The following is a 25,635-nucleotide window of genomic DNA, read 5'->3' on the forward strand; positions in this document are numbered from 1 at the left end:
AGGCGGAATCAAATCCAGCCTCGCCCTTATGTGATTCTCCTTCAGTCCACGATCATCGGAATCAAGACCGGATTGCGGCCCGTCACCTTCCGCACGAACCGCCGGACGGCCCCGTACATATCGTCGCGCACGTCTTCCAGGCGCTTCTTCTCGCGCGTGCCCTGCTCGATGGCGTCCAGGGCCACCTTGCGGATCTGGTTGTCCAGATCGCGGTTGGCGCGCACGAAGCCGCGCGAGACGACTTCCACATGCGGCGTGGGGTGCAGCACGGCGGTCATGATCAGGATGCCCTCCTGGCTCATGTTCACGCGGTCCAGCAGCACGTCGTCGCCGATGTCGCCTACACCCAGGCCGTCCACGTACACCGCCCCGGCGGGCACGGTGCCGGTGACCTTGAACTCGTCGGCGCTCAGGCGGATCACGTCGCCGTTCTTGGCGATCAGCGTGCGCTTGGGCGGGCGCGGCAGGGTCTGGGCCAGCTTGGCGTGGTTGATCTGGTGGCGGGGTTCGCCGTGCCAGGGCAGGAAGAATTTGGGCCGCGCCAGATTCAGCACGGTGGCCAGCTCTTCCTGACTGCCGTGACCGGAGGCGTGAATCCGGTACGCGGGCGGGTAGTACACGTCCACGCCGATCTCGTACAGGCGGTTGATGACCAGATTAACGGCTTCCTCGTTGCCGGGAATCGGGTTGCTGGACAGGATCACGCTGTCGCCGCGGCGCAGGGCGATCTTGGCGTGGTTGCCGAAGGCCAGCCGCGACAGCACGCTCATGGGCTGGCCCTGTGACCCGGTGCAGATGTACAGCACCTGCTGGTCCTGCATGCCGCCCACTTCATCGTTGGTCAGGAAGGGATCGGGGGCATTCATGTGGCCCACCGCCTGCGCCACCTGCGCGTATTTCAGCATGCTGCGGCCTTCCATGATCACGCGGCGGCTCTGGCGGTGGGCGATGTTCAGGATGTTCTGGATGCGGTTGACCTGCGAGGCGAAGGTGGTCAGGAACACCCGGCCCTTGCAGTTGGCAATCACGTCTTCCAGATTCACGGCGATCTCGGCCTCGCTGGGGGTGCGGCCCGGACGCTCGGCGTTGGTGGAGTCGCTGATGAGGAGCAGCACGCCGTCCTTCCCGGCCTGCTCAATGCGGCCCAGGTCACTCAGCTGCCCGTCGGCGGGGTGCTCGTCCAGCTTGAAGTCCCCAGTGTGCAGCACGCGGCCGGCCGGCGTGGTCAGGATGTACCCGGCGTTGTCGGGAATCGAGTGGGTCATGCGGAAGTACTCGATCTCGAAGTGCTTGCCGATCTTGAACCTGGCGTTCAGATCCACCTCGCGCAGGTCGGTCTCGTGATCCTTGATGCCGAATTCCGAGAGCTTCTCGCGTACCAGCCCCAGCGTCAGCGGCGCGCCGTACACCGGCACCTTGGGCAGGCGGGGCAAGATGTAGGGCAACCCCCCGATGTGGTCCTCATGACCGTGGGTCAGGATCCAGCCGCGGATCATGCCAGCGTTCTGCTGCAGATAGTCAATCCGCGGGATGATCAGGTCGATGCCCATCTGGTGCGAATCGGGGAAGGCCAGTCCGGCGTCGACCACCATAATCTCGTCCTCGTAGCGGTAGGCGGTGATGTTCTTGCCGATCTCGCCCATCCCACCAAGCGGAATCACTTCCAGGTGGGGGGTCTTGGTGTCGTCTGTGTGGGTCATTTGGAAATCTCCGTGTTGCGTGGCCCGTCATGGGGGCCAGATGCTCTGAATGCAGCGGTGGCCCAAGAAATGCGGCCTGGAGGCAGTCAGGAAGGGTGTTTCTGAACTGCTGCGGTTGTGTCGCCCGTTCCCAGCTTTGGCAAGCCGAACTCATGGCGCGATGTCAGCAGGCTAGCACGTCAGGCGGTGAGGCACGCGCACGGGCGGCGGTGCCCCCAGTACGCCCCGCCCATTGGCCGCGTCCTCAAACGGCGTAAGGGCGTATCATGAGGGCGTGACCTCCCCTTGCATTCTGATCATCGAAGATGACCTGGACATCGCCAACGTCCTGAAAATGGACCTGACCGACGCCGGGTTCGAGGTCGAGCATGCCGATTCGGCCATGAACGGCCTGATCAAGGCCCGTGAAGACCACCCCGCGCTGATTCTGCTGGACCTGGGCCTGCCTGACTTCGACGGCGGCGATGTGGTTCAGCGCCTGCGCAAGAACAGCGCCGTGCCGATCATCGTGCTGACCGCCCGCGACACCGTAGACGAGAAGGTGCGCCTCCTCGGCCTGGGCGCCGACGATTACCTGATCAAGCCCTTTCACCCCGACGAGCTGCTGGCCCGCGTCAAGGTGCAGCTGCGCCAGCGCACCACCGAGAGCCTGAGCATGGGCGACCTGACCCTCGATCCGCAAAAGCGGCTGGTCACCTACAAGGCCGAGGAACTGCGGCTGTCGCCCAAGGAATTCGACATCCTGGCACTCCTGATCCGGCAGCCGGGCCGGGTGTACTCGCGCCAGGAGATCGGCCAGGAGATCTGGCAGGGCCGCCTGCCCGAGGGCAGCAACGTGGTGGACGTGCACATGGCGAACCTGCGGGCCAAATTGCGCGATCTGGACGGCTACGGCCTGCTGCGAACGGTGCGCGGCGTCGGCTATGCCCTGCGCGGCTGAGCCGTCTTGCCTGACGTGAGCGCCCCGACCGACGTGCCCGACCTGCCCGCCGAGACCCCATCCGCCGCTGCCCCCTTTGTCGGGGCCGAGGCCGCCGCCCTGCTGTCGGCCCTGCCCGACCCCACGGTGTGGGTGCGGGCGGACGGCCAGTTCACGCTGAACGCCGCCGCGCACGAGCGTCTGGGGGCCGCAGACGGCCAGCCGCACAACTGGACCGCCCTGTTTCTGCCGGAAGCCGCCCAGGCGCTGCGCGGCGCCACCGCCCTGGCGCTGCGCGGAGAGGCCTCCCGGCTGTCGGTCACCATGCCCGGCGCGGTGGCCCCCGCGCTGGCCACCGTCACCCCCGCCGGGCCAGGGGCGGCGCTGCTGCATTTCCGGGAGTCGCACGACCCGCTGGAAGTGGCGCTGGAGATCATGGACAGCCTGGGCCTGGGCATGACCGTGCAGGGGTCAGACACCCGGATTCTGCACGCCAATGCCTCGGCCCCGGCCATCCTGGGCCTCAGCCCCGAACAGCTCAGCGGGCGCGATTCGCTGGACCCGCGCTGGCAGGCCGTCCACCCCGACGGTTCGGCGTTTCCTGGCACCACCCATCCGTCGGTCCAGGCGCTACAGACCGGGCAGGCGCAGCTGGAGGTGCCGATGGGCGTGTTCCACCCGGCCACCGGAGAATGGCGCTGGCTGGAGGTCACCGCCATTCCGCGCCGCGCGCCGGGCATGGACCGCCCCGCCCAGGTCACCACCGTGTTCGCCGACGTGACCGAGCGGCGACACACCCGCGAGGAGCTGCGCCGCAGCGAGCAGCGCTTCCGCTCGCTGGTGGAGGCCACCGCGCAGATCGTGTTCACGGCGGACGCGCAGGGCCACTTTGCTGGCCGTCAACACGACTGGGAAGCGTTCACCGGCCAGGCCCCAGCGCAGTACCTGAACCCCGAGGCCGCCGTCGAGGCCATTCATCCGGAAGACCGGGAGCCGACGCTGCGGGCCTGGGCCGAAATTCTGGACAGTGGGCAGGCCTACACCATCGAACACCGCCTGCGCCGCGCCGACGGCGTGTACGTGCCCATGCAGATCCGCGCGGTGCCGCTGCGCGGCGAGGACGGCAGCGTGCGCGAATGGGTGGGCACCTACACCGACATCAGCGCCGTGCGCGAGGCCGAGGCCGCCCTGAAGGCGCTGAATGCCCAGCTGGAGGGCCGCGTGGCGGTCCGCACCCAGGAGCTGGCCGACGTCACGCGCTTTTCCACGCTGCTGCTGACGGCGGCGGGCGAGGGCGTGTTCGGGCTGGACGCCTCGGGCCGCACCACCTTCGCCAATCCGGCGGCGGCGCGGCTGCTGGGATACAGCGTCGAGCGCCTGATCGGCAGCCATCAGCACGCGCTGATCCACCACAGTCACCCCGACGGCACGCCGTACCCGGTGACCGAGTGTCCCATCCACCAGACCCTGCAAGACGGCCAGACCCGCCGCCTGGAACACGACGTGCTGTGGCACGCCCAGGGCCATCCGGTGCCGGTGTCGTGCGTGGTCACGCCGATGCACTCGGGCACCGGGCAGATCACAGGCGCGGTGCTGATGGTGCAGGACACCACCGAACGCCTGCGCGTCCAGACCCAGCTGCAGGAGGCCATCGCGGAGCTGGAGCGCAGCAACACCGATCTGGAACAGTTCGCGTACATCGCCAGCCATGACCTGCAGGAGCCGCTGCGGACGCTGGGCAGCTACGCCGAGCTGCTGGGCCGGCGCTACGAGGGCCAGCTCGACGAGCGCGCCGGCCTGTACCTGGGCTTTATGCAGGACGCGGTGGGGCGTATGCGCGGCCTGATCCAGGACCTGCTGGAATTCTCGCGGGTGGGCCGGGGCGAGAGCGCGCCCGCGCCGCTGGCGCTGGACGCGGCCATGCAGGCGGCGGTCCACAGCGTGGAGGCGGCCCTGCAGGGCGACGGCACGCCGGGGGACCGGGCCAGCCTGACGTGGGAGACCCCCCACACCGTGCTGGCCCACGCCCCGCTGATCGCGCCGCTGCTGACCAATCTGGTGGGCAACGGCCTGAAATTCACCGCCCCCGGACAGCCCGCGCGCGTGCAGGTCCAGTCGCGCCGCGAGGGTGACCTGATCCACATCACGGTGCGCGACAACGGCATCGGCATCGCGCCGGAGTACCAGGAGCGGGTCTTTGATATCTTTCAGCGCCTGCACCGCCGCGAGGATTACGCCGGAAACGGAATGGGGCTGGCCATCTGTCGTAAGATTGTCGAGCATCACGGGGGAACGCTGTGGCTGGAATCCGTGCCGTTGCCCGCCCCGGACCACGGCAGCACCTTTCACTTCACCCTGCCTGCCGCCCCCGAAGAGTCCTCCCCCTCCACCCCGGTACCCCCAGAACCCCACCATGCCTGACACCCCCCTGCACCCGCCCGCCATGCGCCAGGTCGAGATCCTTCTCGTCGAGGACAGCGAACCCGACATCCTGCTGACCCTGGAAGCCTTCGAGGAAGCCCGCGTGCCCAACCGGCTGCATGTGGCGCGCGACGGCGTGGAGGCCCTGCGTTTCCTGCGGAGCGAGGGCGAATATGCCGATGCCCCGCGTCCGGACCTGATTCTGCTGGACATCAACATGCCGCGCAAGAACGGCCTGGAAGTGCTGCGCGAGATCAAGGCCGACCCGGCGCTGGGCAGCATTCCGGTCCTGATGCTGACCACCAGCCAGGCCGACGACGACGTGCGCCACTCCTACGAACGCCACGCCAGCGGCTACATGGTCAAGCCGGTGGGCTTCGAGAACTTTTTGCACGCCATCCGCGCCTTCGAGGACTTCTGGTTGACCTTCGTGCGCTTCCCGCCGCGCGTGTAACGAAACTGCACCCAGACCCAGGGGCGAAGGCCCTCTCGCCCCGGCAGAGGGCCTTCGCCGTGCCCTGGACCGCCGTGTCATACGGATTCCGTTTGTTTCGTGTAGAGATCGGGACAGCTCCGATCTCTACACTCCACGTCCGGAACCCGTCTTTCTCCTCCTCGCTTTGCTCGGATTTCCAGGTGTTTTCAACACCTTTCAATCGGAGTCCGTATCACACCGGCGCGGAGTCCATCTCCCGCATGGCCGTCAGGACATGGGCCATGTGCTCGTCGAGGTCCACGTCCAGTTCCTGCGCGCCCTGCTGCACCTCTTCCCGGTTGACGCCCGCCGCGAAGGCCCGGTTCTTGAAGCGCTTTTTCAGGCTTTTTAGCTCCACCTGCCGCACGTCGCCGTCCGGGCGGACCAGCGCCGCCGCCTGCACCAGTCCGGTCAGTTCGTCCACCGCGAACAGCGTCTGTGCCAGCCGGGTGGTGCGCGGCGTGCCCGTGTAGGCCGCGTGGCCCATGATCGCGTCCAGCACCTCGGGGGAAGTGTCGGTGTTCTGCCGCAGGTACTGTACCCCCCACGTCGGATGTTCTTCGGGATGCAACTCGTAGTCGAAGTCGTGCAGCAGCCCGGTCACGGCGTACTGTTCCTCGTCCTCGCCCCAGTGGCGGGCGTACCAGCGCATGGCGGCCTCCACGTTCAGCATGTGCCGCCGCAACGACGCCGACGGGGTGTGTTCCAGCATGAGCGTGTAGGCCTGTTCGCGGTTCATGGGCCGCAGTCTAATGAATGGAGGCCACCCGCGCGTCTGCGGCTGGCTCCCGTACCTCGCGGTGCGCCCTTCTGCCCGCCGCGTTCAGCCCTCAGCTCAGCGGATGTAGTTGGCCCACTCCGGCTGCCAGTGGGCGAACTGGCCGTGCGCGTAGACGCCGAAGGTGGGGGCGTGCGGACGGGTCCGCAGCGGCATGGCGGCCTCGTCGGGGGTGCGGTCCCCCTTGCGCTGGTTGCAGGCGCGGCAGGCGGTGACCACGTTGTCCCAGTTGTGCCGCCCACCGCGCGAACGGGGCAACACGTGGTCCATGGTCAGTTCCTCGGAGGCGCCGCAGTACTGGCAGGTGAAGGTGTCGCGGCGCAGGACGTTGCGGCGGTTGAACGGCACCGGATGCACGCGTGGGCGGCGCACGTAACGGCGCAGGCGGATCACGCTGGGCACGGTCAGGGTGGTGCTGGGCGAGCGGATCACGTCGCCGCTGTCTTCCAGCACCTCGGCCACGCCGTACTGCAGCAGCGTGATGGCCCGCTTGGTGCTGGTGACGTGCAGCGGCTCGTAAGAGGCATTCAGCACCAGCACGCGCGGCGCGTTCAGGTCCGGCACCACGCGCGCCCCGGCGTTGACGTCCGGAACTGCGGCGGTGCCGTGAGATGGTCGCCCGAGTTCTTCCACCTTGCCCTTGACTGTCATGCCCCGCATTCTATGGCCTGAAATTCATAAGAATGTTGGCCAGGGTGCCTAGGGCTGGGACGGCGGGAATACGTGCAATGACTCAGGCGGGAGCAGCGTGTGCGGCGCGAAAAAGGGAAGCAGCGGGAAAGCAGGCTGCGCTCTAGCCGGTCCGCAGCCCGCCGCGCAGCAGTTCCAGCACGCCGTCGGCGACGTATTGCACGGCCAGCGCGCCCAGCAGCACGCCCAGCACGCGGGTCACCACGTGCACGCCGGTCACGCCGATCACGCGGGCGATCTGGCCGCTCAGGCGCAGGGCCAGGTAGCACAGCAGCAGCACGGCGGCGGTCACCAGAAACACCACCGTCAGCAGCAGCACATTGCCGTGCGCGGTGTTGGCCTGAATCATGATCGAGGCCAGCGTGCCGGGACCGGCGATCAGCGGAATCGCCAGCGGAAACACGCTGATGTCCTGGCGCTCCTGGGCCTCCTGCTCCTCCTCGGCGGTTTCCTTGCTGCCGCTGGGCCGCGCGAACACCATGTCCAGCGCGATCAGGAACAGCAGCACCCCGCCCGCCACCCGGAAGGCGCTCAGGCTGATGCCCAGGTGCTCCAGCAGCGCGCGGCCCACCAGCCCGAACACCAGGATGATGCCCCCGGCCACCAGCGCGGCCTTCAGGGCCACCCGTCTCCGCTCGAAACTGGGCCGGTTGCCCGCCAGCCCGATAAAGATCGGCGCGAGGCCAATCGGGTCCATGACCACCAGCATCGTTAAAAATGTTTGCAGGGCAATGCTGGAGACCTCGGTCACGTTCACGCGGCTTACCGTAACACCCGGGAAGGCGGGCATGTGCGGGTCACCGCGACGCCGGGGGCTCACCCGCGCCGGCGCAGCTCTACTTGACTTCGGCGGGGCGGACGTTGACCTCCAGCGTGCCGTCCGCGCTGATCGTCCGGCCGTCCCTGACGACGCGGCCCTGCACCCCGGCGGTGTAGGTGTTGATGCCCGTGCCCGGCTGAACCGTGATGGTCAGCGGAAACACCTCGCCGGCACGCGCCGTGGTCTTCGGCAGGGTCACGACGATGCCCGCCGCGCTGCCCTGGCCGCTCAAGGTGAACTCGCCGGGGTAATCCTGCGCGGTAAAGCCGCCGATGCGCCCGGTCAGTTCGCGCGACTCACCCACCCGCAGCGTGACGCTGGAAATGGAATCCCCCCCCGCCGGGGCCAGCACGACGTAGCCGCCCGCGCAGCCGCTGCCGCGCAGCACCGCGATGTCACGCGCGCCCACGAACAGCGCGGGCAGCAGCGAGGCCACCACCAGCCCCAGCCCCAGCGCCGCCCGCCCCGCCCGCCGCCAGTTGACGGCCGTGAACGCCAGCCCCCCCGGCCCCAGCAACAGCGGCACGATCAGCGCCAGCAGCGTGCGGCCCTCGCAGGGGGTGGTCAGCAGCGCGTCGGCCAGCGCGCGCACCGCGAAGGTGACCAGCGTGCCCAGGCCCCAGCCCAGCAGAAAAGACGGCAGGAATTCCTGAACGCGGTAGGTCGGGAATTCCTGCGGGGTGGGCTGCGGGTCGGTCATAACGGGGGGCAGCGTAGCGCGGCCAGGGGGGGACGAATGCCGCCGAACCGAACCTCCGGCCCCGCGCACTCCGGCTGCCGGGCGATGCGGCGGCGCGCCCCTGGGCCTCGCTCAGGTGCTCCCAGACGTGCTCGCACAGCAGCGCGTTGGCCCGGCGGTCCCCGAACCACGCATTCCAGCCCGCCCGGTCCAGCAGATCGAGGTCCTCGCGCCCGGTGGGAATCCAGCCGTCCCAGCGCTGCTCACCCGCGCCGATGATGACCACGGCAGCCCCGATAGCTGTCCGGCAGGGGCCAGGGTCACGCCAGCGCTTTGTGCATCTGCCGGATGGCCCCCAGGTGGTAGGCGACATGCGCCACCGCGCCGGTCAGGCCGCCGGCCATGTCGCCGGTGGCCTCCGTTTCCTGCTGGGTGCGGACAAAGGCGCACAGGGCGTCGTAGGCCGCGCGCAGGCGCACCCGCAACTCGTCCCACTGGCCGTCATCGACCTGCGCCGGCTCAAAGCTGCCCTTCCAGTCGAACGGCCCCCGGTCCCCGTCGCGCTCCCAGCGGACCATCACTTCCATATGAAAGGCGCTGTGACGGGCGTGTCCGGCGATGGACGTGCCGTGAATGTCCTGGCTGGCCTGCTCGGCGCTCAGGCGGTCCAGCGTGGCGAGCAGGCCGTTGTTGCCGCTGCCGTCCGCCGCCGTGCCGTCCAGAAAAGCGGTGCCCTGGCCGGGCGCGCCGCCCTCCACCGCTTCGGTCAGGATGTCGAGAATGCCCTCCAGAACATGCTGGGGCTGCGGATCTTGCGTGGATTCGGTCATGGTTCAGCGTACCCGGACGGCGGCGCCAGCGCCAGCCACCCCCTGCGGCCCCGCCGCCGGCAGTGATACACTCGGGGGTGCGCCCGCGCCCGGCACGCAGAATGTGTGCCACTGGCCGAAAAGACAGGCCGAACCCGTCCGGAATTCGCCGCCAGGGTCATGCACGACAGGTGGCAGGGAAACAGCGCAGGCACCATCAGCCGCGCCAAAAGGAGAAACACCATGACCGACAACAACGAGACGCGCCAGGGCCAGACCGCCGACGACCAGATGCCCACCGAGGTGCGCGACATTCTGCCCGAATTGCAGGGTGAACCCGACGAGGACCTGGTGCTGGACGCCCAGGAAGCCCAGACCGAGGGTGAAGACGGCGAGGACGTCATGCACGCCCAGGGCGAGGACGCCGCAACAGACGGCGAGGACAGCGAGGAAGACGAGTACATCGACGCCGACGATCTGCTGGAACTGCTGGGCGAGATGAAGGAAATGCTCGAAGCCCAGGGCAAGGAAATCCGTGGCCTGCGCCGCGAGATGCGCGAACTGCGCGAGGGCCAGGGGCAGGGCGGCTTCAAGAGCGGCGAGCGCACCAGTGCCGAGCGCCCCATGGGGGACCGGCCCAGCCCGCAGGGTGGCGGCTTCCGTCCGCGTGAAGACCGCGGCGGTCAGGGCGGTTACGGCGGCGGGGACCGTCAGGGTGGCGGCTACCGTGGCGGCAATGACCGTGGCGGGTACCAGGGCCGCGACGACCGTGGCGGCTCGCAGGGCGGCGGCTTCCGTCCCCGCGAAGACCGGGGCGGACAGGGTGGCGGCTACCGCGGCGGCAGTGACCGTGGTGGACAGGGCGGCGGCTATCAGGGCCGCGATGACCGTGGCGGCTCGCAGGGCGGCGGTTTCCGTCCCCGTGAAGACCGGGGCGGGCAGGGTGGCGGTTACCGCGGCGGCAATGACCGTGGTGGACAGGGCGGCGGCTACCAGGGCCGGGATGACCGTGGCGGCTCGCAGGGCGGCGGTTTCCGTCCCCGTGAAGACCGTCCGGCCTTCCGCCCGCGCGAGGACCGGCCCCGTGACGCCGCGCCCGCGCCCCGCGAAGGCAGCGAGGGAGGCACCGACGGCGGCTTCCGCCCCCGCGCCCGCGCGGACCGGGGCTGGAGCAACAACCGCCGCGACGACGAGTAAAGTTTCTGGCCCTGCAAGGCTGTGAAGAGAAGGCCGGGAGAAACATTCCGGTCTTTTTTGTTGTCCAGATGGCGGAGACTGGATTCCGCCCCCGGATCTTCACCCCCTGTACACTCCGGCGGTGAGGCTCTTTTCTTGAACCCGGCCCTGAGCGGCCTGCTGTCGGCGCTGACCTACGGCGTCGGCGATTTTCTGGCGGGGCTGGCCAGCCGGCGCGATTCGCCGCTGCGGGTGGTCGCCCTGACCCACCCGATCAGCGCGGCGATCATGCTGCTGCTCGCGGTGCTGATGGGTCAGCAGATGCCGCCGCTGGGCGATCTGCTGTGGGGCGCGGCGGCGGGCGCGGTGGGCCTGTTCGCGGTGCTGGCGTTTTACCGCGCGCTGGCGCTGGGGCCGATGGGCGCGGTGTCGGTGGGGGCGGGCGCGCTGTCCGCGCTGGTGCCGGTGGTGATCGGCGTGCTGGGCGGCGAGGTGCTGGGACTGCTGGGCTGGCTGGGCGCCCTGGGCGTGCTGCTGGGCACCGGCCTGCTGAGTTACAGCCCTGGCGAGGGCGGCAGCACCGGCCGCTGGCAGGACAACGGCGTGCTGATCGGGCTGGCGGCGGGCCTGGGCTTCGGCTTCTTTTTCGCCATGCTGGGGCAGGCGCAGTCGCCGGGGGTGTTCTGGACGCTGGGGGCCGCGCGCCTGTGCAGCTCGCTGATCTCGCTGGTGCTGGCCGCACGGCTGGTGGGCCTGCGCCCTAAGAATCCGGCGCTGATTCTGGCCTCCGCGCCGGGCGACACGCTGGGCAACCTGTTCTACCTGCTGGCGGTGCAGGGGGGCGGGCTGGCGGTGGGCTCGCTGCTGTCCAGCCTGTACCCGGCCTTTACCACCCTGCTGGCCGTCACCGTGCTGCGCGAGGGCTTGCGGGCCGCGCAGTGGGTGGGCGTGGTGCTGGCGCTGGTGGGCGCGGGGCTGATCGCGGGGCGGTAGGAAGGTCAGGCCGAGGGCACGGGCTGCCCTGGGGCGCCAGCAACGACGGCGCGGGCCTCGTCCGCAATCTCCTCCCACTCCACCGCCGTCTGACGGCCCGCCTCGAAGTCGGCGCCCAGCCGGGCGTGCAGGGCGCGCAACCCCGCGTCGTCCTTGGACAGCTCGTGGCCGGTATGCTGCCGGATCAGGAAGATCAGCCCGGCCAGCCCGCTGTCGGCCGTCAGGCTCAGTTCCAGCGGGCGGCCCAGCAGCCCCGGCACGTCGAAGGGCGCGTACATCGGCCAGAACTTGTTGAGGCCGTCGGCGTGGATGCCCGCGCGGGTGCGGTGGGCGTCGCGGCCGTACAGCGGGTATTTGGCCGGCACGCCCTGGCCCAGCCGTTCGTACAGTTCGTTCAGGCGGTTCAACACGGCGAAATCGGGGCGTTGACTGCCGCCCTGCCCCACCAGATTCAGACCCACCAGATGCAGCAGCACGCCTTCCAGCGGCGCGTTGCCGGTGCGCTCGCCCTTGCCCAGCAGCGTCCCGTTGATGGCCGCGCATCCGGCCAGCACGGCGGCCAGGCAGTTCGCCACCACCAGATGGGTGTCGTTGTGGGGGTGGAACTCCAACCGCTCGCTGTCCACGCCCGCCGCCCGCAACTCCCTCACCAGGCCGGGTATGCTGCGCGGCCACGCCACCCCGTCCAGCGGCAGGCCCAACCCCATCGTGTCGCACACGCGGAATTTGGGGGCCTGCTGTGCCGGGTACCTTGCAGCCAACTCCTGTACCGCCGCCACGAAGGGCAGGATGAATTCGCGCGGCGCGCGGGTGGCGTCCTCCAGGTGCAGGCGGGGGCGCAGGCCCGCGTCCAGCACCGCCCCCACCGCATCCAGATAGGTGCGGGCGGCCTGGGCGCGGCCACCGGGTTTGAACTTGTAGAAGGTGTGGTAGTCGCTGGCGCTGGCGAGCATTCCGGTTTCCCGCACGCCCAGCCCGGCCACCAGTTCGGCGTCCCCCCGGGTGGCGCGAATCCAGGTGGTGGGTTCCACCGGATGGCCGCCGCGCCAGCGTTCCAGCGCCCCTTCCAGCATGGCGCGGTCGGCCGGGCGGTAGACGAAGAACTCGGCCTGCCGCAGCGCCCCCGACTGGCCGGTGAAGGCCCCCATCAGGTCGTAGATCGCCAGCCCATCGGCCTCGGTCAGCGGCAACCCGCCCTGCTGGCCGTCGCGGTGCGTGGTCTCGGTCGTCCAGGCCTGTTCGGGCAGCGTGGCAGGCCGCTCCCCCTCCTCCCACACGAACTGCGGGAAGCTATCGGCGGGAAAAGCCTGGGGAAAGAGGTTGGCTTCGGGCACGTCGGCAACGGGGGGTGTCATGCCTGAACGCTAGTCCTTCATTGATATGCCGTCAATCTTGATTACTCAATCAATGTTAGCCTGGGGCATGGCCGAAACCCTGCTCAGTGCCGCCGAGGCCACCGCCCTGCTGGACGTAAAACCGGCCACCCTGTACGCCTACGTGTCCCGCGGGCTAATTCGCTCTGAGGCCGGAGTCGGCCAGCGCCGCCAGCGCCTGTACCACGCCGAGGACGTGCGCGTCCTGCTGGCCCGGCAGACCCTGAAACGCGATCCGGCGGGGGCGGTGCAGGGCGCGGCGGCCGGGGCGCTGGAATGGGGCATGCCCGTGCTGGACAGCGCCCTGACCCGCATCGCGGGCGGCACGCTGGCCTACCGGGGGCAGGACGCCGTGGCCCTGGCGGACACGGCGACGGTGGAGGAGGTGGGCGCGCTGCTGTGGACGGGCGAGGCGGACGGCTGGGCCACGCTGCCCCTGCGCGCCCGCCTGAACCTGGGGGCCACCTTTCCGCGCGGAACCACCAGCGCCTCCATCAGCAGCACGGAAGCGTTTGCCCACGCGCTGGCCCACGCCGGGGCGCAGGACATCGGCGCGCAGGAAGGCCGCCCGGAACAGCTGGCCGCCCGCGCTGCCCGCGTTCTCAGCCTGCTATACGCCACGCTGGAGCGCCGCGAGCGCCGTCCCTCGGCCCCCGATCTGCCGCTGCACATGCGGCTGGCACGGGCCTGGGGCGCAGCTGCCGACGCCGATCTGCTGCGCCGCACCCTGGTGTTGCTGGCCGATCACGAGTTGAACGTCAGCACCTTCGCCGCCCGCGTGACCGCCAGCAGCGGCGCGGGATTGCCACACGCCACGCTGGCCGCGCTGTGCGCCTTGCAGGGGCCACGGCATGGACTGGCGGCGTTTGCGGCCCACGAACTGCTGACAGGGACGCTGGCGACGGACGCCCGCACCGCCCTGAAGGCGGCCACCCAGCGCCACGCCTTCGTGCCCGGCTTCGGCCACCGCCTGTACCCGGACGGCGATCCGCGCGCCCGCGCGCTGCTGGCGGCGCTGGACACCGCGCGTCCCGGCGCTCCTGCCGTTCAGGCCGCGCGTGGGCTTCAGGCGGTGGCACGGGCCGAGACGGGCGAACACGCCAACATCGATCTGGCACTGGCCGCGCTGACGCACACGCTGGGACGCGGCCCCGAGGACGCGCTGACGCTGTTCGCCGTGGCCCGCGCGGCAGGCTGGCTGGCCCACGCCATCGAAACGGTGCTGGGCGGAAGGCTGATCCGGCCACGGGCGCGTTACGTGGGGCCGTAGCGCGTCAGGCAGGCAGGCGCCCCCGCCCTACTCTTCCCCGCTCTCTTCCCCACCCAGCTCGTTGAAGGTCCGCTCGGCTTCCCGCTTGATGGGGTTGTGGCGGGTTACGAACGTCTCGGCCTCGCGGCCCGGCACGCCCTGATCGCTGGCGGTGGGGGCAGGCAGCAGGCGGGTGGACAGCGCCAGCACGTCGGCGGTGAGCTGCGGGGCCAGCGCCTGCGCGTAGCCCAGCAGCAGGGCGGAGCCGCCCACAAAGGCCTCGGCGTGGCCGCGCACCAGGGCGTCCACCATGCGGCGGGCGGCCACGTCGGCGTCCAGCGAGATCAGCGGCGAGTTGTCCACCGTGGCGAACAGCGCGTACTCCTTCTCGTGCTGGCCCTTGACGGTGGCCTGCCGGGGACTGCCGGTGCGCATTACGGTGGGATGGACGGTGGTCACATTCACACCGTGCTGGGCAAATTCGGCATGCAGCGCCTGACCCAGCCCGCTCAGAGCGAACTTGCTGACGCTGTAGGGGGCCAGATGTGGCACGGCCACCTTGCCCCCCACCGAGGACACCAGCAGCACCCGCCCTTGGCGGCGGCGCAGTTCGGGCAGGGCCAGGCGGGTCAGTCGCAGCGGCGCGAAGGTGTTGACCTCCATGATCCTGCGGAAGTCGGCCTCGGTCATATTGGCCAGCGGGCCGCTCTGGATCAGGCCCGCGTTGTTGACCAGCACGTCCAAGCCGCCGAAGACCCGCGTCACCTCGGCCAGCGCCCGCTGCAGATCGTCCTCACGGGTGACGTCGCCCGCCACGGTGTGTACCCGCCCGCCCGCGCCCAGCTGCTCCGCCGCACGCTCCAGCTCGGCCGGGTCACGGGCCAGCAGGGCCACCCGCGCCCCGCGTTTCAAGAATTCGGCGGCCAGCGCCAGCCCCAGCCCGCGCGAGCCACCGGTGACGAGCACGCTCCTGCCAGTCAGGCCATAGCGCGGCACGAATTGGCGCCGCGCGGCGAGGGCCGTCACCGCAGCGGCCAGAATCAGACGTTTGGGAATTCGCATCCCTCCATTCTGGAGAGTTCCACCTGCCCCCAACCGCCACGTAAAGGACGCCTCAATCTGCCGTGGAACTGGGTTGCAAAACGCCTGCCCCGTGCGCGGCCAGCGCAGCACGTGGGGCAGGCGGAATGCAGACCGTCTATAGGTCAAGCCCAGGGGTCGAGCACCACCTTGATGCAGCCGTCGTGTTTCTCGCGGAAGGTCTTGTACAGTTCCGGCCCTTTGGACAGCGCGGCGCGGTGGGTGATCACGAAGCTGGGATCGATCTCGCCGCCCTGGATGCGCTGCAGCAGCGGGCGCACGTAGCGGTGCGTGTGCGTCTGGCCCATCTTGAGGGTCAGGCCCTTGCTGAAAGCCGCGCCCAGCGGCAGCTTGTCCACCAGCCCGCCGTACACGCCCGGCATGCTGACCGTGCCGCCCTTGGCGCAGCTCAGGATCGCCCAGCGCAGCGCGGTGATGCGGTCAAAGGACAGTCTCAGCTTCTGCTCGGCGGTGTCCAGCAGCGCGCCGGGGCCGTGGCCGTGGGCTTCGAGGCCCACCGCGTCGATAACGTGATCGGGGCCGCGCCCCCCCGTCGCCTCGCGCAGGGCCTCCAGCACGTCGGTCTGCTCGTAGTTGACCGTGCGCGCCCCCGCCGCCTCGGCCAGCCGCAGCCGTTCGGGCACGCGGTCGACCACGATCACTGAAGCGGCCCCCAGCATCTGGGCGCTGCGAAGCGCAAACTGGCCGACTGGCCCGGCCCCGAACACCGCCACCACGTCGCGGCCCGGCACGATGGCGCAGTTCTCGGCGGCCTGATATCCGGTGGGGAAAATATCGGTTAAAAACAGCACCTGATCGTCGCGCAGGTCAGACTCGATGGCAAAGCAGCTCACGTCGGCAAACGGCACCCGCACGAACTGGGCCTGCCCGCCCGCGTAGCCGCCGAACAGGTGCGAGTACCCGAACAGCCCGCTGGCGCTGGTGGCCCCGTACAGCGCCTCGGCCATGCGGTGGTTGGGGTTGGAGTTGTCGCAGGCGCTGAACAGCCCGCGCCGGCACGGATCGCACACGCCGCAGGCCAGGTTGAAGGGCATGATCACCCGCTCGCCTGGCCGCACCTTTTTGACGTCCGCGCCGACTTCCACCACCTCGCCCATGAACTCGTGGCCCAGGATGTCGCCCTTTTCCATGCTGGGGATGTAGCCGTCGAGCAGGTGCAAGTCCGAGCCGCAGATGGCGGTGGAGGTCACGCGCACGATGGCGTCGGTGGGCAGCAGCAGCGCGGGATCGGGGACGGTTTCCACGCCCACATGGTTGGTGCCCTGCCAGACGATGGCCTTCATGCTTTGCCTCCCTGCCCGGCCCGCCCGCTGCTCTGGCCCTCGGTGGTGGGGTGATAGCCCAGTTCCTGCTCGCGCTTGAAACGCATCAGATCGTCGCGCAGTTGCTGCGACGGCTCCTGCCCCAGCATGCGGGCCAGCAACGCCCCCGCCGAGCCGCCGGGCGGACGGTAGGTCAGGCGCACCACCACTTCCGTTCCCCGGTCACCGGGGGCCGCGCGGAACAGCACCTCGCCGCTGTTCTCGATCTGCGCGCCGGGCAGTGACCGCCACGCGATGCGCTGGCCCGGCTCGTCGGCGGTCAGTTCGGCCTCCCAGCTCACCTCGCCGCCGCTGTAGCCCGCCGGGGCCTTGACCGTCCAGCGCGAGCGGCGCTCGTCCAGCACCTCCACCCGCTCCAGGTGTTTCATCAGCCCAGGCAGATTTTCCAGCTTGCGCCACACGGCGTACAGTTCGTCCGCCCCCTTGCCGATGGTCACGGCGTCACCCACCAGCGTCTCGCCGTCCGTGTTCTGCCGGATTTTCAGGGCCGTCGCCACCGGACTCTGCCCCTTCAGCGCCAGGGCGGTGAGTCCCGCCCCCAGGCTGCCGAGCAGCAGCTTCTGAAAGGACGAGCCGGAGCGCAGGCCCGCCGTCAGCAGAAAAACGCCCATCACGCCGAAGAGGCCGCGTTCTGCCGTCGGCATGGCGGCCCCGGTGCTGCGACGTTCTGGCGGCGTCACCCGCGCCCCGCCCCTTGCGTCGCCAGCACTCACCGGCTTTCCCCCACATCTTTGCGTGTCATGGGCTATTTATGGCGGGGCCACGGCGGCACAAGGTTCCCCAGCCCACCAAGTCTGCGGCCCGCCAAGAAACGGTCAACGCCGCGTGATGGGCGCACTCATGGCATGTTCAGCAGTGACGCCACCAAAAAGAGGGGCAAGGCCCGCAAGCCTCGCCCCCTTCCCTGCACAAGCCCCGGTCTTACTTGACCAGACCCAGCTTGCGAACCTCGTCGCGCTCTTCCTGCAACTCCTGGGCGGTGGCGTCCATCTTGCCCCGGCTGAAGTCGGAGACGTCCAGGCCCTGCACGATCTCGTATTTGCCGCCGCTGCACTTGACCGGGAAGCCGTAGATCAGGCCTTCGGGCACGCCGTAACTGCCGTCCGACGGAATGCCCATGCTGACCCACTGGCCTTCCGGGGTGCCCAGCGCCCAGTCGCGCATGTGGTCGATGGCCGCGCTGGCGGCACTGGCGGCGCTGCTGGCCCCGCGCGCCTCGATGATGGCCGCGCCGCGCTTGGCGACGGTGGGGATGTACTCCTTCTCGTACCACTCGCGGTCCACCAGATCCAGGGCGGGCGTGCCGTCCACGGTGGCCGCGCTCAGATCCGGGTACTGGGTGCTGGAGTGGTTGCCCCAGATGGTCAGGTTCTGGATAGAGGTGACGGGCTTGCCGGTCTTCTCGGCCAGCTGCGACACGGCGCGGTTGTGATCCAGCCGCACCATCGCCGTGAACTGTCCCGGGTTCAGATCGGGGGCGTTCTGCTGGGCGATCAGGGCGTTGGTGTTGGCGGGATTGCCCACCACCAGCACCTTGACGTCGCGGCTGGCCACCTTGTTCAGCGCCTCGCCCTGCGGCTTGAAGATGCCGCCGTTGGCCGACAGCAGGTCACCGCGTTCCATGCCGGCCTTGCGCGGCATCGCGCCCACCAGCAGGGCGTAGTCGGCGTCCTTGAAGGCCACTTCTGCGTCGTCGCTGGTCACGATGTCCGCCAGCAGCGGGAAGGCGCAGTCGCGCAACTCCATCACGACGCCCTGCAGCGCCTTGAGGGCCGGGGTCACTTCCAGCAGTTGCAGGATGACCGGCTGATCCTTGCCCAGCATGTCGCCGGACGCGATACGAAACAGCAGGCTGTAGCCGATCTGACCAGCCGCACCGGTCACGGCCACACGAACAGGTTCTTTATTCGTCATGAAAATCCCTCCAGAAGAATGGTTTTACGATTCACAATAACGCGGCGGGGGCAGGAGCGGGGTACAGCGTTCCTTGAGGGGAGACAGCGGAGAGCGCTGCGCCGACGTGCTGGTTCGCCTAGATCGGCGCGTCCTCCGCGAAGTTCGGGGGACGTTTCTCGCGCAGGCTGCTCAGGCCCTCCTTCACGTCGGGGCCGGTGAAGCCCAGAAATTCCAGGGCGAGGCTGGCGTCGAACGTCGGCCCCATCGCGCGCAGCCAGTTGTTCAGGGCGTACTTCGTCCAGCGAATGGCGGTGGGGCTGCCCGCCGCCAGGGTACGCGCCACCTTCCAGGCACGGTCTAGGAGTTCCTCGTCCGGCACGCACAGGCTGACCAGCCCGATGCGTTCGGCCTCCTCGCCAGACACCGGTTCGCCGGTCAGCAGGTGGTACTTGGCCTTGTTCAGCCCACACAGCAGTGGCCAGATGATCGCGGCATGATCCCCGGCGGCCACGCCCAGCCGCACATGGCCGTCCAGAATCCGGGCCGTTTTGGCGGCCACGCTTACATCCGAGAGCAGCGCCACCGCCAGCCCGGCGCCCACGCAGGGGCCGTGGATGGCGCTGACGATGGGCTTGCCGCAGTTGACGACGTTATAGACCAGATCCCGCGCCTCGCGCCACACGCGGGCCAGGGCCGTGAAGTCGCTGCTCATCTCCTCGATCAGGGTAAAGTCCCCGCCCGACGAGAAGCCGCGCCCCTCGCCCCGGATCAACACGCAGCGCACGCCCTCGGCGGCGTCAATGTCGCGCCACACCTGGGTCAAGGCGCGGTGGGCCTCGGCGTTGACACTGTTCAGCGTTTTCTCGCTGCGGATCACGATTTCCAGGATGCCGCTGCCGCTCTCGGTCAGGTCATGGGCTTCGAGGTGCAGGCCGGGATACGCGCCGGGGGCGCACAGTTGCTGGATCTTCATAGGGTGAGGCTAGCTCATACGGATTCCGTCTGTTTCGTTCACCAACCGGGAAAGCGCCGGTTGGTGAACTCCACGTCCGGAACCCGTACTGCTCCTTCTCGCATCCGCTCGGATTTCATCGTTTTAACAAACGATTCCATCGGAGTCCAGATCAGACCGCGCCGCTTTTCCGCCAGCCCAGCAGTCCCACCACCCCGGCCAGCGCCATGCTGCCGGTGACCAGCCCCACCACCGACGGCCAGCCGCCGCCCTCGTAGGCGTGCCCGGCCAGCACGCTGGCGGCGGCGGCTCCGCCGTAGTACGCCGCGTGGTACAGCCCCGACGCCAGGCTGCGCGCCCGCGTGACCTCGCGCTGCACGGCGCTCAAGGCGGCGGACTGCGCCAGAAAGACGCCGCAGGCCCCCGCCGCCACGCCCACGATGATCACGGGCAGGGGCGCGGCCAGGGTCAGCAGCAGCCCCACCAGACTGGCCCCCACCGCCGTCAGCAACGCGACGCGGGGGCCGCGCAACGCCAGCAGCGGCCCGGCAATCGGAGTAATGACCACGCCCAGCAGGTACACGGCGAAGATCAGGCCGGTCTGCGCGGTGTTCAGCCCGTAGGGCGGGGCCGCCAGCCGCAACGTCAGCGTGTTGAACACGCCCACCAGCGTGAACAGGATCAGGAAACCCACCGCGCAGGTTGCCAGCAGCGCCCGGTTTCGCAGGTGGGCCCCCAGCGCCTCCAAGACCACGCGTCCGTCTTTCTGCGGCGTGAAGTGCTGCTCGGGAGGCAAGCCGGCGCGGGCCAGCACGAAGCCCCCCAGCGAGGCCAGCGCCAGCAGCCAGAACGCCGCGTGCCAGCCCCACGGCGCCGCCACCAGCCCAGCCAGAAAGCGCCCCAGGAAGCCGCCCAGCACCGTGCCCGTCACATACAGCGACAGCGCGCGGGCACGTCCGGCGGGCGGGACTTCCTCGGCGATCAGGGCGTTCAGGGCCACCATGACGCCGGGAATCAGCAGGCCCTGGGCAAAGCGGGCGGCGTTCAGGGTCGCCAGCGTGGGCGCGAACACCGCCAGCACCGCTGGAACCGTCAGCAGCGCGAAGGCCCAGACCACCACCCGGCGGCGGCCCACCGCGTCGGCCAGCACGCCCACCAGCGGCGAGGCCAGCGCCATCGCCAGGGTGGTGGCGCCCACCACGAAGCCCACCTCCGCCGCGCCCGCACCGAAGTCCCGCGCCAGCACCGGCAGCAGGCTCTGCGGCGCGTAGACGTTCAAGAAGACCAGCGTGCCCAGCGCGGCGAACAGCAGGGGGTGGGGGGCAGCGGGCCGGGCGGTCACAGCGCTCAGGGCAGGCCGACGAGGCCCACCTCGTTGACCAGGGCCGTCGGCACCCCCAGCGCCCCCGCCATCAGTGGGTCGGGCGTGCCGGTCAGGCCGGGCAGGACCAGGGTGGGCCGGGCGTCCAGACCCACACCGCCGGTCTCGTCCAGCCGGGTCAGCACCGCGCCGAAGGCCCAGTCGCTGGCCCACAGCCGCTTGAAGGCCTGCAGAGCCGCCGTGCCGGGAGGCGTGACCTGCGCCTCCTCGGTGGGCAGATGGCCTGGACGGCGCACATGCACCGCGCCGCGATCCAGCCCGGCGTTGCGCAGCGCCCGGTAAAAAAGCTGCACCGCGTCGTCCATTAGAAAGCTGGTGCGGATCAGGGCCTCGGCCCGCGCGCTCAGCTCCTCTAAGGCGTCCTCATCGACGCGCCGGGGATTGATGGGCGCGAACAGGCGGCCCAGCTGCTCGGGCAGGTTGACGCCCAGGTAAAAGGCTTCCTCGAACTCCGGCGGCACCACCATGCCGCGCACGTCCTGCGCCGCCAGCCGCCCCACTTCCTCGCCCATCCTGCCCGCGCCGCGCCGCGCGGCTTCCCCCAACGTCAACATGTCGGGCAGGGTAAAGCATGGCGGCGGGGCGACGCCGCGCACTCAACCTTCACGGTTCACTGGCGTTGGGGGGCTACAGCGTCGCCGCCGAGAGGTTGCGGTGGGTGGGCGTCAGGAACACCGTGCCCTGGCCGCTGATCACGAAGACCAGCCCCTCGCCGCTGCGCAGGGCGTTGCGAATACCGCGCACCAGCGGGCGCAGTTCCACTTTCAGGGAGGCGCTGTACATCAGCATCAGGTCGCCGTCCACGATCAGGGTGTCGTTGCCGCTCAGCTCGATGACCTCAACCTCCGAGACCGGGACCGGAGATTCCACCACGAAGATGCCCCGTCCGGACAGCTTGGGCTGGCGCAGCCCGTTGCCCGACAGCGCCCCGGCAATCGAGTTGTGGGTGTGCGTGCCCAGCTGCATGGTGTCCTGGGCCATGTAAAAGGCCTTGTCGTCCAGAATCATCTCGTCGCCCTTGGCCCCGCTGGACTCCGCGATGATGAAATGCTTGTTCGTCGGCTCGGTCCAGACCTTGCCCTGGCCGGTAAAACGGGTGGCGAAGGCGCTCTCGCCGGTGCCCGCCGTGGCGATGGCCCGGCTCAGAAAGCCGCCCTTGGCCTGCTGCTCGACGTTGGCCGTGATGTTGCCGTGGCTGTACTGGAACGCGCCGGGTTCGATCAGCACACCCGAGCCGTGAAGCTGGGCCTCCACGGTGAAGCGCCCGTCCATCTGGCGCGTTTCGGCCAGTTCGCCGTCGTTGCCCACCGAGTAGCGGATCACATGGGTCAGCGCGTGGATCCGGAAAGTCACGCCGTCGCCTTTCTGCTCCTGCACAAGCTGCATATGGGTCATGCCAGAAGGGTAATACAGATTTCTATTGGGCGACATGCCCGGAGGCGCAACCCGCAGACCTGGATTGGGGTGCCCGCTGGCCCCACACCCCCGCAGCCGCCAGCCTGCGTCCACACGACGCCCCCAAATTATTGTCCCCGTCGCAGCAGCCGTTGCCGCAAACAGGCCATCACCTGACAACGGACGGCACGGTGATCGTCCAGTCAACAGGTCATCTGGTTGGCGATCTGTTGGCCCATGCAGGCGCCCTCGAAAATTCTCGCAAGCCTGCGTTACCAGTCCACGGGTTCAACATGGATTGGTAACGCAGCGCTGTAGAGAACACGCCTGTAAGGGGTGCCGTCAGCGCGGCCCGGTTCCCGGGGTGGTCGTGGAATAGGCCCGGTCCTCTCTGCGCCTGAGCCCAGCCAGACCCAGCAGACCGAGCAGGCCCAGCCAGCCCCAGTCGAAGCCGTTATCCGCGTCGACGGGAGCCGTGGTGGTGCCGGTGGTGGTCGTGTTGGTGGTGACCGGTGCCGTCGTCTCCGTGGTGACGTCCGTCTGGGCGAACGCCGGGATGGGCGCGGCAAGCAGCAGGGAAAACAACAGCGTGGACTGAACAAATCGTTTCATCAATGGTCCTCCAGTCACAAGTGGTCTTCCAGGGGCAGCTCAATCCGAACACAGGCTGTCTGGCGAACGCAGCATCGCATACTCACCTGAGGCTCCGCCTGTTGGCCTTGTTCAGTCATCACCCACACAATCTTTAACGTCCGCGGCGCACCGGACGCGCGCGAGACTCAGGATTGAACGCCACGGGCAGGCCGCCGTGTCCAGGGCCCGCAGACGCCGAAAATGACACTGCGGCTGGGGCCACTGCTCTAGGGTGCGGGCATGAGCGCGCCCGTTCCCACCCCGGTTTCACCTGTCTCCGCCCGCCACGTCACGTCCGGCGGCACGCGGGTCTACACGCTGAGCGTGCCCGCCTTTCCGCATTTCGCCGCCAACGTGTTCGTGGTGGTGCGGGGCGAGCCTGCCAGGCCGACGTACACCGCCCTGATCGACACGGGTGGCAGCCACGAGGCCAGCACCGCCGCGCTGGAAGCCGGGCTGGAGGCCATCCGCCGCGAGTCCGGCGAGGCGGTGTCCTGGAAGACCCTGAGCCGCGTGGTGATCACACACCCGCACCCGGACCATGTGGCCGGTCTGCCCTTTGTTCGAGGCAGAACGAATGCGCCCGTTGCCGCGCACGAATGGGCCGTGCAGACCATCGAGCAGCCAGAGGGTGATCCGGTGGCCCGGCCGGCCGAGATGGAGGAGCACATCCGCTGGCTGGGGTTGACCGGCGGCGGAACGGAAGCGGAATACGCCGAACGCCTGCGCCGCCGCGCCCGCAACACCATGCTCCCGGAGGCCGTAGAGGTTCAGACACCGTTGCGGGACGGCGACGTGCTGGACGACGTGTTCACCGTTCTGCACACGCCCGGCCATGAGGGTTCGCAGGTCTGCCTGCGCGTGGACGACCTGCTGCTCAGCGCCGATCATCTGCTGCCGCGCAACTCGCCGCCGCTGATGCCAGCGCGGTTTCAGCGGGGCGCGGGGCTGCGGCATTACCTCGCCTCGCTGGAACACATTGAAGGACTGGAAGGCGTGGGCGTGGCGCTGGGCGGACACGACGGCCCCATGCACCACTGGCAGGAGCGCATCCAGAGCCTGCGCGAGCGTTACGCCGACAAGTTGGGTGCCGTGCTGGACGCCGCCGCCGAGCCGATCACCGTTCATGACCTGACCCACGCGCTGCATCCCCGGCTGAAACCGATTCAGGCCATCCTGCTTTTAGACCAGACGGCGGCGCTGGCGGAATACCTGGCGGAGCGCGGCGAGTTGCTTGAGACGCGGCGGGAGGATGGCGCGGCGCTGTTTGTGCGGGCATGACCCCACCCCCGGAGCTGCTCGATGCCTGGAATCTGCGGCCCCAGGCTGAGCTGGGAGGCCGCCTGAACCGCCACTGGCAGGTCTGGAACGGGCAGGAGAGCGCCGTTCTGCGCCGCTGGCATGGCCCAGAACCCGAGGTGCATTACGAGCTGAATGTTTTGAAGTTGATCGCGGACACGGGGCTGAATCTGCCCTTCCTCAGACGCGGACCCCAGGTTCTGGACGGTGCGTGGTGGTCCCTGCACGACGTTGTGCCGGGTGATCCTGCCCCACACGAGGACGCCCACACGCGGGGGCGCTGGCTGGCAGAACTGCATGAGCGCTGGCGGGAACTGCCCCTGCCCGCCGCCCGCCCCGGCTGGCGCGGCGCACTGGAGGTGCTGGCTGACCCCGGCGCCGACGCGCTGCTGGACGCCCACGAGGCGGCGCGCCCTGCGGACGTGCGCCTGTACCGCTGGCACCTGCACCGCGCCCGCCGCGCCGTGGCCGCACTGCGCCCCGGCCCCCACCGCGTGATCCACGGTGACTTCACGCCCTGGAACCTGCGCGTGCAGGGCGGCGTCTGGACGGGCCTGCTGGATTTCGAATTCACGCGGCCCGCCGACCCCCTGGAGGACTTCGCCCTGGCGTGGCGCGGCGTCCACGACGACGTGGTGCGCGGTTACGCCGCTCACACCCCACTGACTGGCGAAGCCCTGGCCCTGCTGACGCCGCTGTGGTGGGCGCACCTGCTGGGCGGGGCGCTGCACCATCTGGAATGGGGCGTGCGGGACGACGGCTGGACGGCCCGCAAACTTCTGGTGCGTTCCCCACTCATGGATGAACTGGCCGCGCCGTATCCCGGCTGAGCTGCGTTACCCTGCGGTGGTATGACCCCCGAGCGCTACGCCAAAATCTTGCGGGTGCTGAGCAAACGCCAGCCCACCCTGACCGTCCTGATGGATCAGGTCAACAAGCCCCACAACCTCTCGGCCATCGTCCGCACCTGCGACGCGGTGGGAGTGTTGACTGCCCACGCCGTCCCACCGGGGAACGGCAAGCCGCTGGACTTTGGGGGCAACACCTTCGAGGCCACGTCGGGCAGCGCGCACAAATGGGTGCGGGTGCAGACGCACGCGGACACGCTGGCGGCGGTGCGCGACTTGCAGGCCCAGGGCGTGCAGGTGCTGGCCACCCACCTATCGCAGCGCAGCGTGGACTACCGCGAGGCCGACTACACCCGGCCCACCTGCGTGCTGCTGGGCGCAGAGAAATGGGGCGTGGCGGACGCGGCGGCAGATGCGGCGGACGGCAACATCATCATTCCCATGTTCGGCATGGTGCAGAGCCTGAACGTGTCGGTGGCGGCGGCCACCATCCTGTTCGAGGCGCAGCGCCAGCGGCTCTCGGCTGGGATGTACGACGCGCCCCAGCTTGCGCCGGACGAACTGGCGCGGCTGGCCTTCGAGTGGGGCTACCCGGAGCTGGCCCCCGCGTACCGGGAGCGCGGCGAGGCGTACCCCGCGCTGGACGACCAGGGCCAGATCATCGCCTGACACCGCATTCAGGCTGAACTTGAACCGTAGACGGCGTCGGCAGAACGAGTCTTGCTA

25 protein-coding genes are annotated in these 25,635 nt (G+C 69.3%); 9 read left to right on the forward strand and 16 right to left on the reverse strand.

Going from position 1 to position 25,635, the window contains the following annotated elements; genetic code table 11:
- Positions 1 to 41 precede the first annotated feature (41 nt).
- Entirely contained in the window at positions 42 to 1,700 is a 1,659-nt protein-coding gene (locus FHR04_RS13300; RefSeq protein ID WP_139403870.1) for a ribonuclease J, read from the reverse strand.
- Positions 1,701 to 1,974: 274 nt separating this feature from the next.
- On the opposite strand from FHR04_RS13300, the gene FHR04_RS13305 reads away from it, so the two are divergent.
- Genes FHR04_RS13305 through FHR04_RS13315 form a run of 3 tightly spaced genes read left to right on the forward strand, consistent with a single transcriptional unit; the run spans position 1,975 to position 5,494 of the window.
- Positions 1,975 to 2,640, forward strand: coding sequence for a response regulator transcription factor (locus FHR04_RS13305; RefSeq protein WP_039685678.1), 666 nt, complete (start codon positions 1,975 to 1,977; stop codon positions 2,638 to 2,640).
- A 15-nt stretch (positions 2,641 to 2,655) separates the two neighbouring features.
- Entirely contained in the window at positions 2,656 to 5,040 is a 2,385-nt protein-coding gene (locus FHR04_RS13310) for a PAS domain-containing sensor histidine kinase (RefSeq protein ID WP_249039122.1), read from the forward strand.
- Complete coding sequence (locus FHR04_RS13315; RefSeq protein ID WP_170213954.1) at positions 5,033 to 5,494, forward strand: response regulator; 462 nt, start codon at positions 5,033 to 5,035, stop codon at positions 5,492 to 5,494. Before FHR04_RS13310 ends, FHR04_RS13315 begins: the two co-directional genes overlap by 8 nt.
- 214 nt (positions 5,495 to 5,708) lie before the next feature.
- On the opposite strand, the gene FHR04_RS13320 is transcribed toward FHR04_RS13315, so the two are convergent.
- The 5 genes from FHR04_RS13320 to FHR04_RS13345 all read right to left on the reverse strand — a co-directional run bounded on the left by FHR04_RS13320 (position 5,709) and on the right by FHR04_RS13345 (position 9,312).
- Positions 5,709 to 6,254 (reverse strand): HD domain-containing protein, encoded by a 546-nt coding sequence (locus FHR04_RS13320; RefSeq protein WP_039685680.1) that lies wholly within the window; start codon positions 6,252 to 6,254, stop codon positions 5,709 to 5,711.
- A 96-nt stretch (positions 6,255 to 6,350) separates the two neighbouring features.
- Positions 6,351 to 6,944, reverse strand: coding sequence for an HNH endonuclease (locus FHR04_RS13325; protein WP_081995219.1), 594 nt, complete (start codon positions 6,942 to 6,944; stop codon positions 6,351 to 6,353).
- A 142-nt stretch (positions 6,945 to 7,086) separates the two neighbouring features.
- Positions 7,087 to 7,740: a MarC family protein gene (locus tag FHR04_RS13330; RefSeq protein WP_039685682.1), complete on the reverse strand. Its 654-nt coding sequence runs from the start codon at positions 7,738 to 7,740 to the stop codon at positions 7,087 to 7,089.
- Between the two features lie 79 nt (positions 7,741 to 7,819).
- The gene (locus tag FHR04_RS13335) at positions 7,820 to 8,503 is read right to left on the reverse strand and encodes a hypothetical protein (protein ID WP_139403871.1); all 684 of its coding nucleotides are present in this window, start codon (positions 8,501 to 8,503) and stop codon (positions 7,820 to 7,822) included.
- 299 nt (positions 8,504 to 8,802) lie between these two features.
- The gene (locus tag FHR04_RS13345; RefSeq protein ID WP_039685686.1) at positions 8,803 to 9,312 is read right to left on the reverse strand and encodes a DinB family protein; all 510 of its coding nucleotides are present in this window, start codon (positions 9,310 to 9,312) and stop codon (positions 8,803 to 8,805) included.
- A 222-nt stretch (positions 9,313 to 9,534) separates the two neighbouring features.
- On the opposite strand from FHR04_RS13345, the gene FHR04_RS13350 reads away from it, so the two are divergent.
- Both FHR04_RS13350 and FHR04_RS13355 read left to right on the forward strand, forming a co-directional pair.
- A complete protein-coding gene (locus FHR04_RS13350; protein WP_139403872.1) occupies positions 9,535 to 10,488 on the forward strand; it encodes a hypothetical protein in 954 nt (317 codons plus the stop codon).
- A 135-nt stretch (positions 10,489 to 10,623) separates the two neighbouring features.
- Positions 10,624 to 11,460: a DMT family transporter gene (locus FHR04_RS13355; RefSeq protein ID WP_039685691.1), complete on the forward strand. Its 837-nt coding sequence runs from the start codon at positions 10,624 to 10,626 to the stop codon at positions 11,458 to 11,460.
- Between the two features lie 5 nt (positions 11,461 to 11,465).
- Here FHR04_RS13355 and FHR04_RS13360 read toward each other — a convergent pair whose 3' ends face one another.
- Positions 11,466 to 12,815, reverse strand: a complete 1,350-nt coding sequence (locus FHR04_RS13360) for a beta/alpha barrel domain-containing protein (RefSeq protein ID WP_139403873.1) — start codon at positions 12,813 to 12,815, stop codon at positions 11,466 to 11,468.
- Between the two features lie 67 nt (positions 12,816 to 12,882).
- Here FHR04_RS13360 and FHR04_RS13365 point away from each other — a divergent pair, with 67 nt between their 5' ends.
- Positions 12,883 to 14,103, forward strand: a complete 1,221-nt coding sequence (locus tag FHR04_RS13365; RefSeq protein WP_139403874.1) for a citrate synthase family protein — start codon at positions 12,883 to 12,885, stop codon at positions 14,101 to 14,103.
- Positions 14,104 to 14,130: 27 nt separating this feature from the next.
- Here FHR04_RS13365 and FHR04_RS13370 read toward each other — a convergent pair whose 3' ends face one another.
- From FHR04_RS13370 to FHR04_RS13410, 9 genes are all read right to left on the reverse strand, one after another.
- Positions 14,131 to 15,144 (reverse strand): SDR family NAD(P)-dependent oxidoreductase, encoded by a 1,014-nt coding sequence (locus tag FHR04_RS13370; protein WP_139403875.1) that lies wholly within the window; start codon positions 15,142 to 15,144, stop codon positions 14,131 to 14,133.
- Between the two features lie 143 nt (positions 15,145 to 15,287).
- Entirely contained in the window at positions 15,288 to 16,466 is a 1,179-nt protein-coding gene (locus tag FHR04_RS13375) for a zinc-dependent alcohol dehydrogenase (protein WP_139403876.1), read from the reverse strand.
- Complete coding sequence (locus FHR04_RS13380; RefSeq protein ID WP_249039123.1) at positions 16,463 to 17,218, reverse strand: SRPBCC family protein; 756 nt, start codon at positions 17,216 to 17,218, stop codon at positions 16,463 to 16,465. Before FHR04_RS13380 ends, FHR04_RS13375 begins: the two co-directional genes overlap by 4 nt.
- Positions 17,219 to 17,426: 208 nt before the next feature.
- Positions 17,427 to 18,419, reverse strand: coding sequence for a malate dehydrogenase (locus FHR04_RS13385; protein ID WP_139403877.1), 993 nt, complete (start codon positions 18,417 to 18,419; stop codon positions 17,427 to 17,429).
- Positions 18,420 to 18,537: 118 nt separating this feature from the next.
- Positions 18,538 to 19,374: an enoyl-CoA hydratase/isomerase family protein gene (locus FHR04_RS13390; RefSeq protein WP_139403878.1), complete on the reverse strand. Its 837-nt coding sequence runs from the start codon at positions 19,372 to 19,374 to the stop codon at positions 18,538 to 18,540.
- A 151-nt stretch (positions 19,375 to 19,525) separates the two neighbouring features.
- Positions 19,526 to 20,695: an MFS transporter gene (locus FHR04_RS13395; protein WP_249039124.1), complete on the reverse strand. Its 1,170-nt coding sequence runs from the start codon at positions 20,693 to 20,695 to the stop codon at positions 19,526 to 19,528.
- 5 nt (positions 20,696 to 20,700) lie between these two features.
- The gene (locus FHR04_RS13400) at positions 20,701 to 21,288 is read right to left on the reverse strand and encodes a hypothetical protein (protein WP_039687550.1); all 588 of its coding nucleotides are present in this window, start codon (positions 21,286 to 21,288) and stop codon (positions 20,701 to 20,703) included.
- A gap of 73 nt (positions 21,289 to 21,361) precedes the next feature.
- Positions 21,362 to 22,129: an AIM24 family protein gene (locus FHR04_RS13405; RefSeq protein ID WP_245616346.1), complete on the reverse strand. Its 768-nt coding sequence runs from the start codon at positions 22,127 to 22,129 to the stop codon at positions 21,362 to 21,364.
- 342 nt (positions 22,130 to 22,471) lie between these two features.
- On the reverse strand, positions 22,472 to 22,741 hold the full coding sequence (locus FHR04_RS13410) for a WGxxGxxG family protein (RefSeq protein ID WP_039685707.1): 270 nt from the start codon (positions 22,739 to 22,741) through the stop codon (positions 22,472 to 22,474).
- A gap of 261 nt (positions 22,742 to 23,002) precedes the next feature.
- Between FHR04_RS13410 and FHR04_RS13415 the strand changes: the two genes are divergently transcribed.
- Genes FHR04_RS13415 through trmH form a run of 3 tightly spaced genes read left to right on the forward strand, consistent with a single transcriptional unit; the run spans position 23,003 to position 25,578 of the window.
- Entirely contained in the window at positions 23,003 to 24,043 is a 1,041-nt protein-coding gene (locus FHR04_RS13415) for an MBL fold metallo-hydrolase (RefSeq protein WP_139403879.1), read from the forward strand.
- A complete protein-coding gene (locus FHR04_RS13420) occupies positions 24,040 to 24,891 on the forward strand; it encodes an aminoglycoside phosphotransferase family protein (RefSeq protein WP_139403880.1) in 852 nt (283 codons plus the stop codon). Before FHR04_RS13415 ends, FHR04_RS13420 begins: the two co-directional genes overlap by 4 nt.
- Before the next feature lie 21 nt (positions 24,892 to 24,912).
- Positions 24,913 to 25,578, forward strand: coding sequence for a tRNA (guanosine(18)-2'-O)-methyltransferase TrmH (trmH, locus tag FHR04_RS13425; protein ID WP_139403881.1), 666 nt, complete (start codon positions 24,913 to 24,915; stop codon positions 25,576 to 25,578).
- Positions 25,579 to 25,635 lie beyond the last annotated feature (57 nt).

Origin of the sequence: Deinococcus radiopugnans ATCC 19172, assembly GCF_006335125.1 — a bacterium.
Lineage (GTDB): Bacteria > Deinococcota > Deinococci > Deinococcales > Deinococcaceae > Deinococcus > Deinococcus radiopugnans.

What these genes read in the sequence shown, in the direction of transcription:
- FHR04_RS13300 (WP_139403870.1), bottom strand. Translation starts at nt 1,700, where the DNA reads ATGACCCACACAGACGACACCAAGACCCCCCACCTGGAAGTGATTCCG.
- FHR04_RS13315 (WP_170213954.1), top strand. Translation starts at nt 5,033, where the DNA reads ATGCCTGACACCCCCCTGCACCCGCCCGCCATGCGCCAGGTCGAGATC.
- FHR04_RS13320 (WP_039685680.1), bottom strand. Translation starts at nt 6,254, where the DNA reads ATGAACCGCGAACAGGCCTACACGCTCATGCTGGAACACACCCCGTCG.
- FHR04_RS13325 (WP_081995219.1), bottom strand. Translation starts at nt 6,944, where the DNA reads ATGACAGTCAAGGGCAAGGTGGAAGAACTCGGGCGACCATCTCACGGC.
- FHR04_RS13335 (WP_139403871.1), bottom strand. Translation starts at nt 8,503, where the DNA reads ATGACCGACCCGCAGCCCACCCCGCAGGAATTCCCGACCTACCGCGTT.
- FHR04_RS13345 (WP_039685686.1), bottom strand. Translation starts at nt 9,312, where the DNA reads ATGACCGAATCCACGCAAGATCCGCAGCCCCAGCATGTTCTGGAGGGC.
- FHR04_RS13350 (WP_139403872.1), top strand. Translation starts at nt 9,535, where the DNA reads ATGACCGACAACAACGAGACGCGCCAGGGCCAGACCGCCGACGACCAG.
- FHR04_RS13360 (WP_139403873.1), bottom strand. Translation starts at nt 12,815, where the DNA reads ATGACACCCCCCGTTGCCGACGTGCCCGAAGCCAACCTCTTTCCCCAG.
- FHR04_RS13365 (WP_139403874.1), top strand. Translation starts at nt 12,883, where the DNA reads ATGGCCGAAACCCTGCTCAGTGCCGCCGAGGCCACCGCCCTGCTGGAC.
- FHR04_RS13370 (WP_139403875.1), bottom strand. Translation starts at nt 15,144, where the DNA reads ATGCGAATTCCCAAACGTCTGATTCTGGCCGCTGCGGTGACGGCCCTC.
- FHR04_RS13375 (WP_139403876.1), bottom strand. Translation starts at nt 16,466, where the DNA reads ATGAAGGCCATCGTCTGGCAGGGCACCAACCATGTGGGCGTGGAAACC.
- FHR04_RS13385 (WP_139403877.1), bottom strand. Translation starts at nt 18,419, where the DNA reads ATGACGAATAAAGAACCTGTTCGTGTGGCCGTGACCGGTGCGGCTGGT.
- FHR04_RS13390 (WP_139403878.1), bottom strand. Translation starts at nt 19,374, where the DNA reads ATGAAGATCCAGCAACTGTGCGCCCCCGGCGCGTATCCCGGCCTGCAC.
- FHR04_RS13400 (WP_039687550.1), bottom strand. Translation starts at nt 21,288, where the DNA reads ATGTTGACGTTGGGGGAAGCCGCGCGGCGCGGCGCGGGCAGGATGGGC.
- FHR04_RS13405 (WP_245616346.1), bottom strand. Translation starts at nt 22,129, where the DNA reads ATGACCCATATGCAGCTTGTGCAGGAGCAGAAAGGCGACGGCGTGACT.
- FHR04_RS13410 (WP_039685707.1), bottom strand. Translation starts at nt 22,741, where the DNA reads ATGAAACGATTTGTTCAGTCCACGCTGTTGTTTTCCCTGCTGCTTGCC.
- FHR04_RS13415 (WP_139403879.1), top strand. Translation starts at nt 23,003, where the DNA reads ATGAGCGCGCCCGTTCCCACCCCGGTTTCACCTGTCTCCGCCCGCCAC.
- FHR04_RS13420 (WP_139403880.1), top strand. Translation starts at nt 24,040, where the DNA reads ATGACCCCACCCCCGGAGCTGCTCGATGCCTGGAATCTGCGGCCCCAG.
- trmH (WP_139403881.1), top strand. Translation starts at nt 24,913, where the DNA reads ATGACCCCCGAGCGCTACGCCAAAATCTTGCGGGTGCTGAGCAAACGC.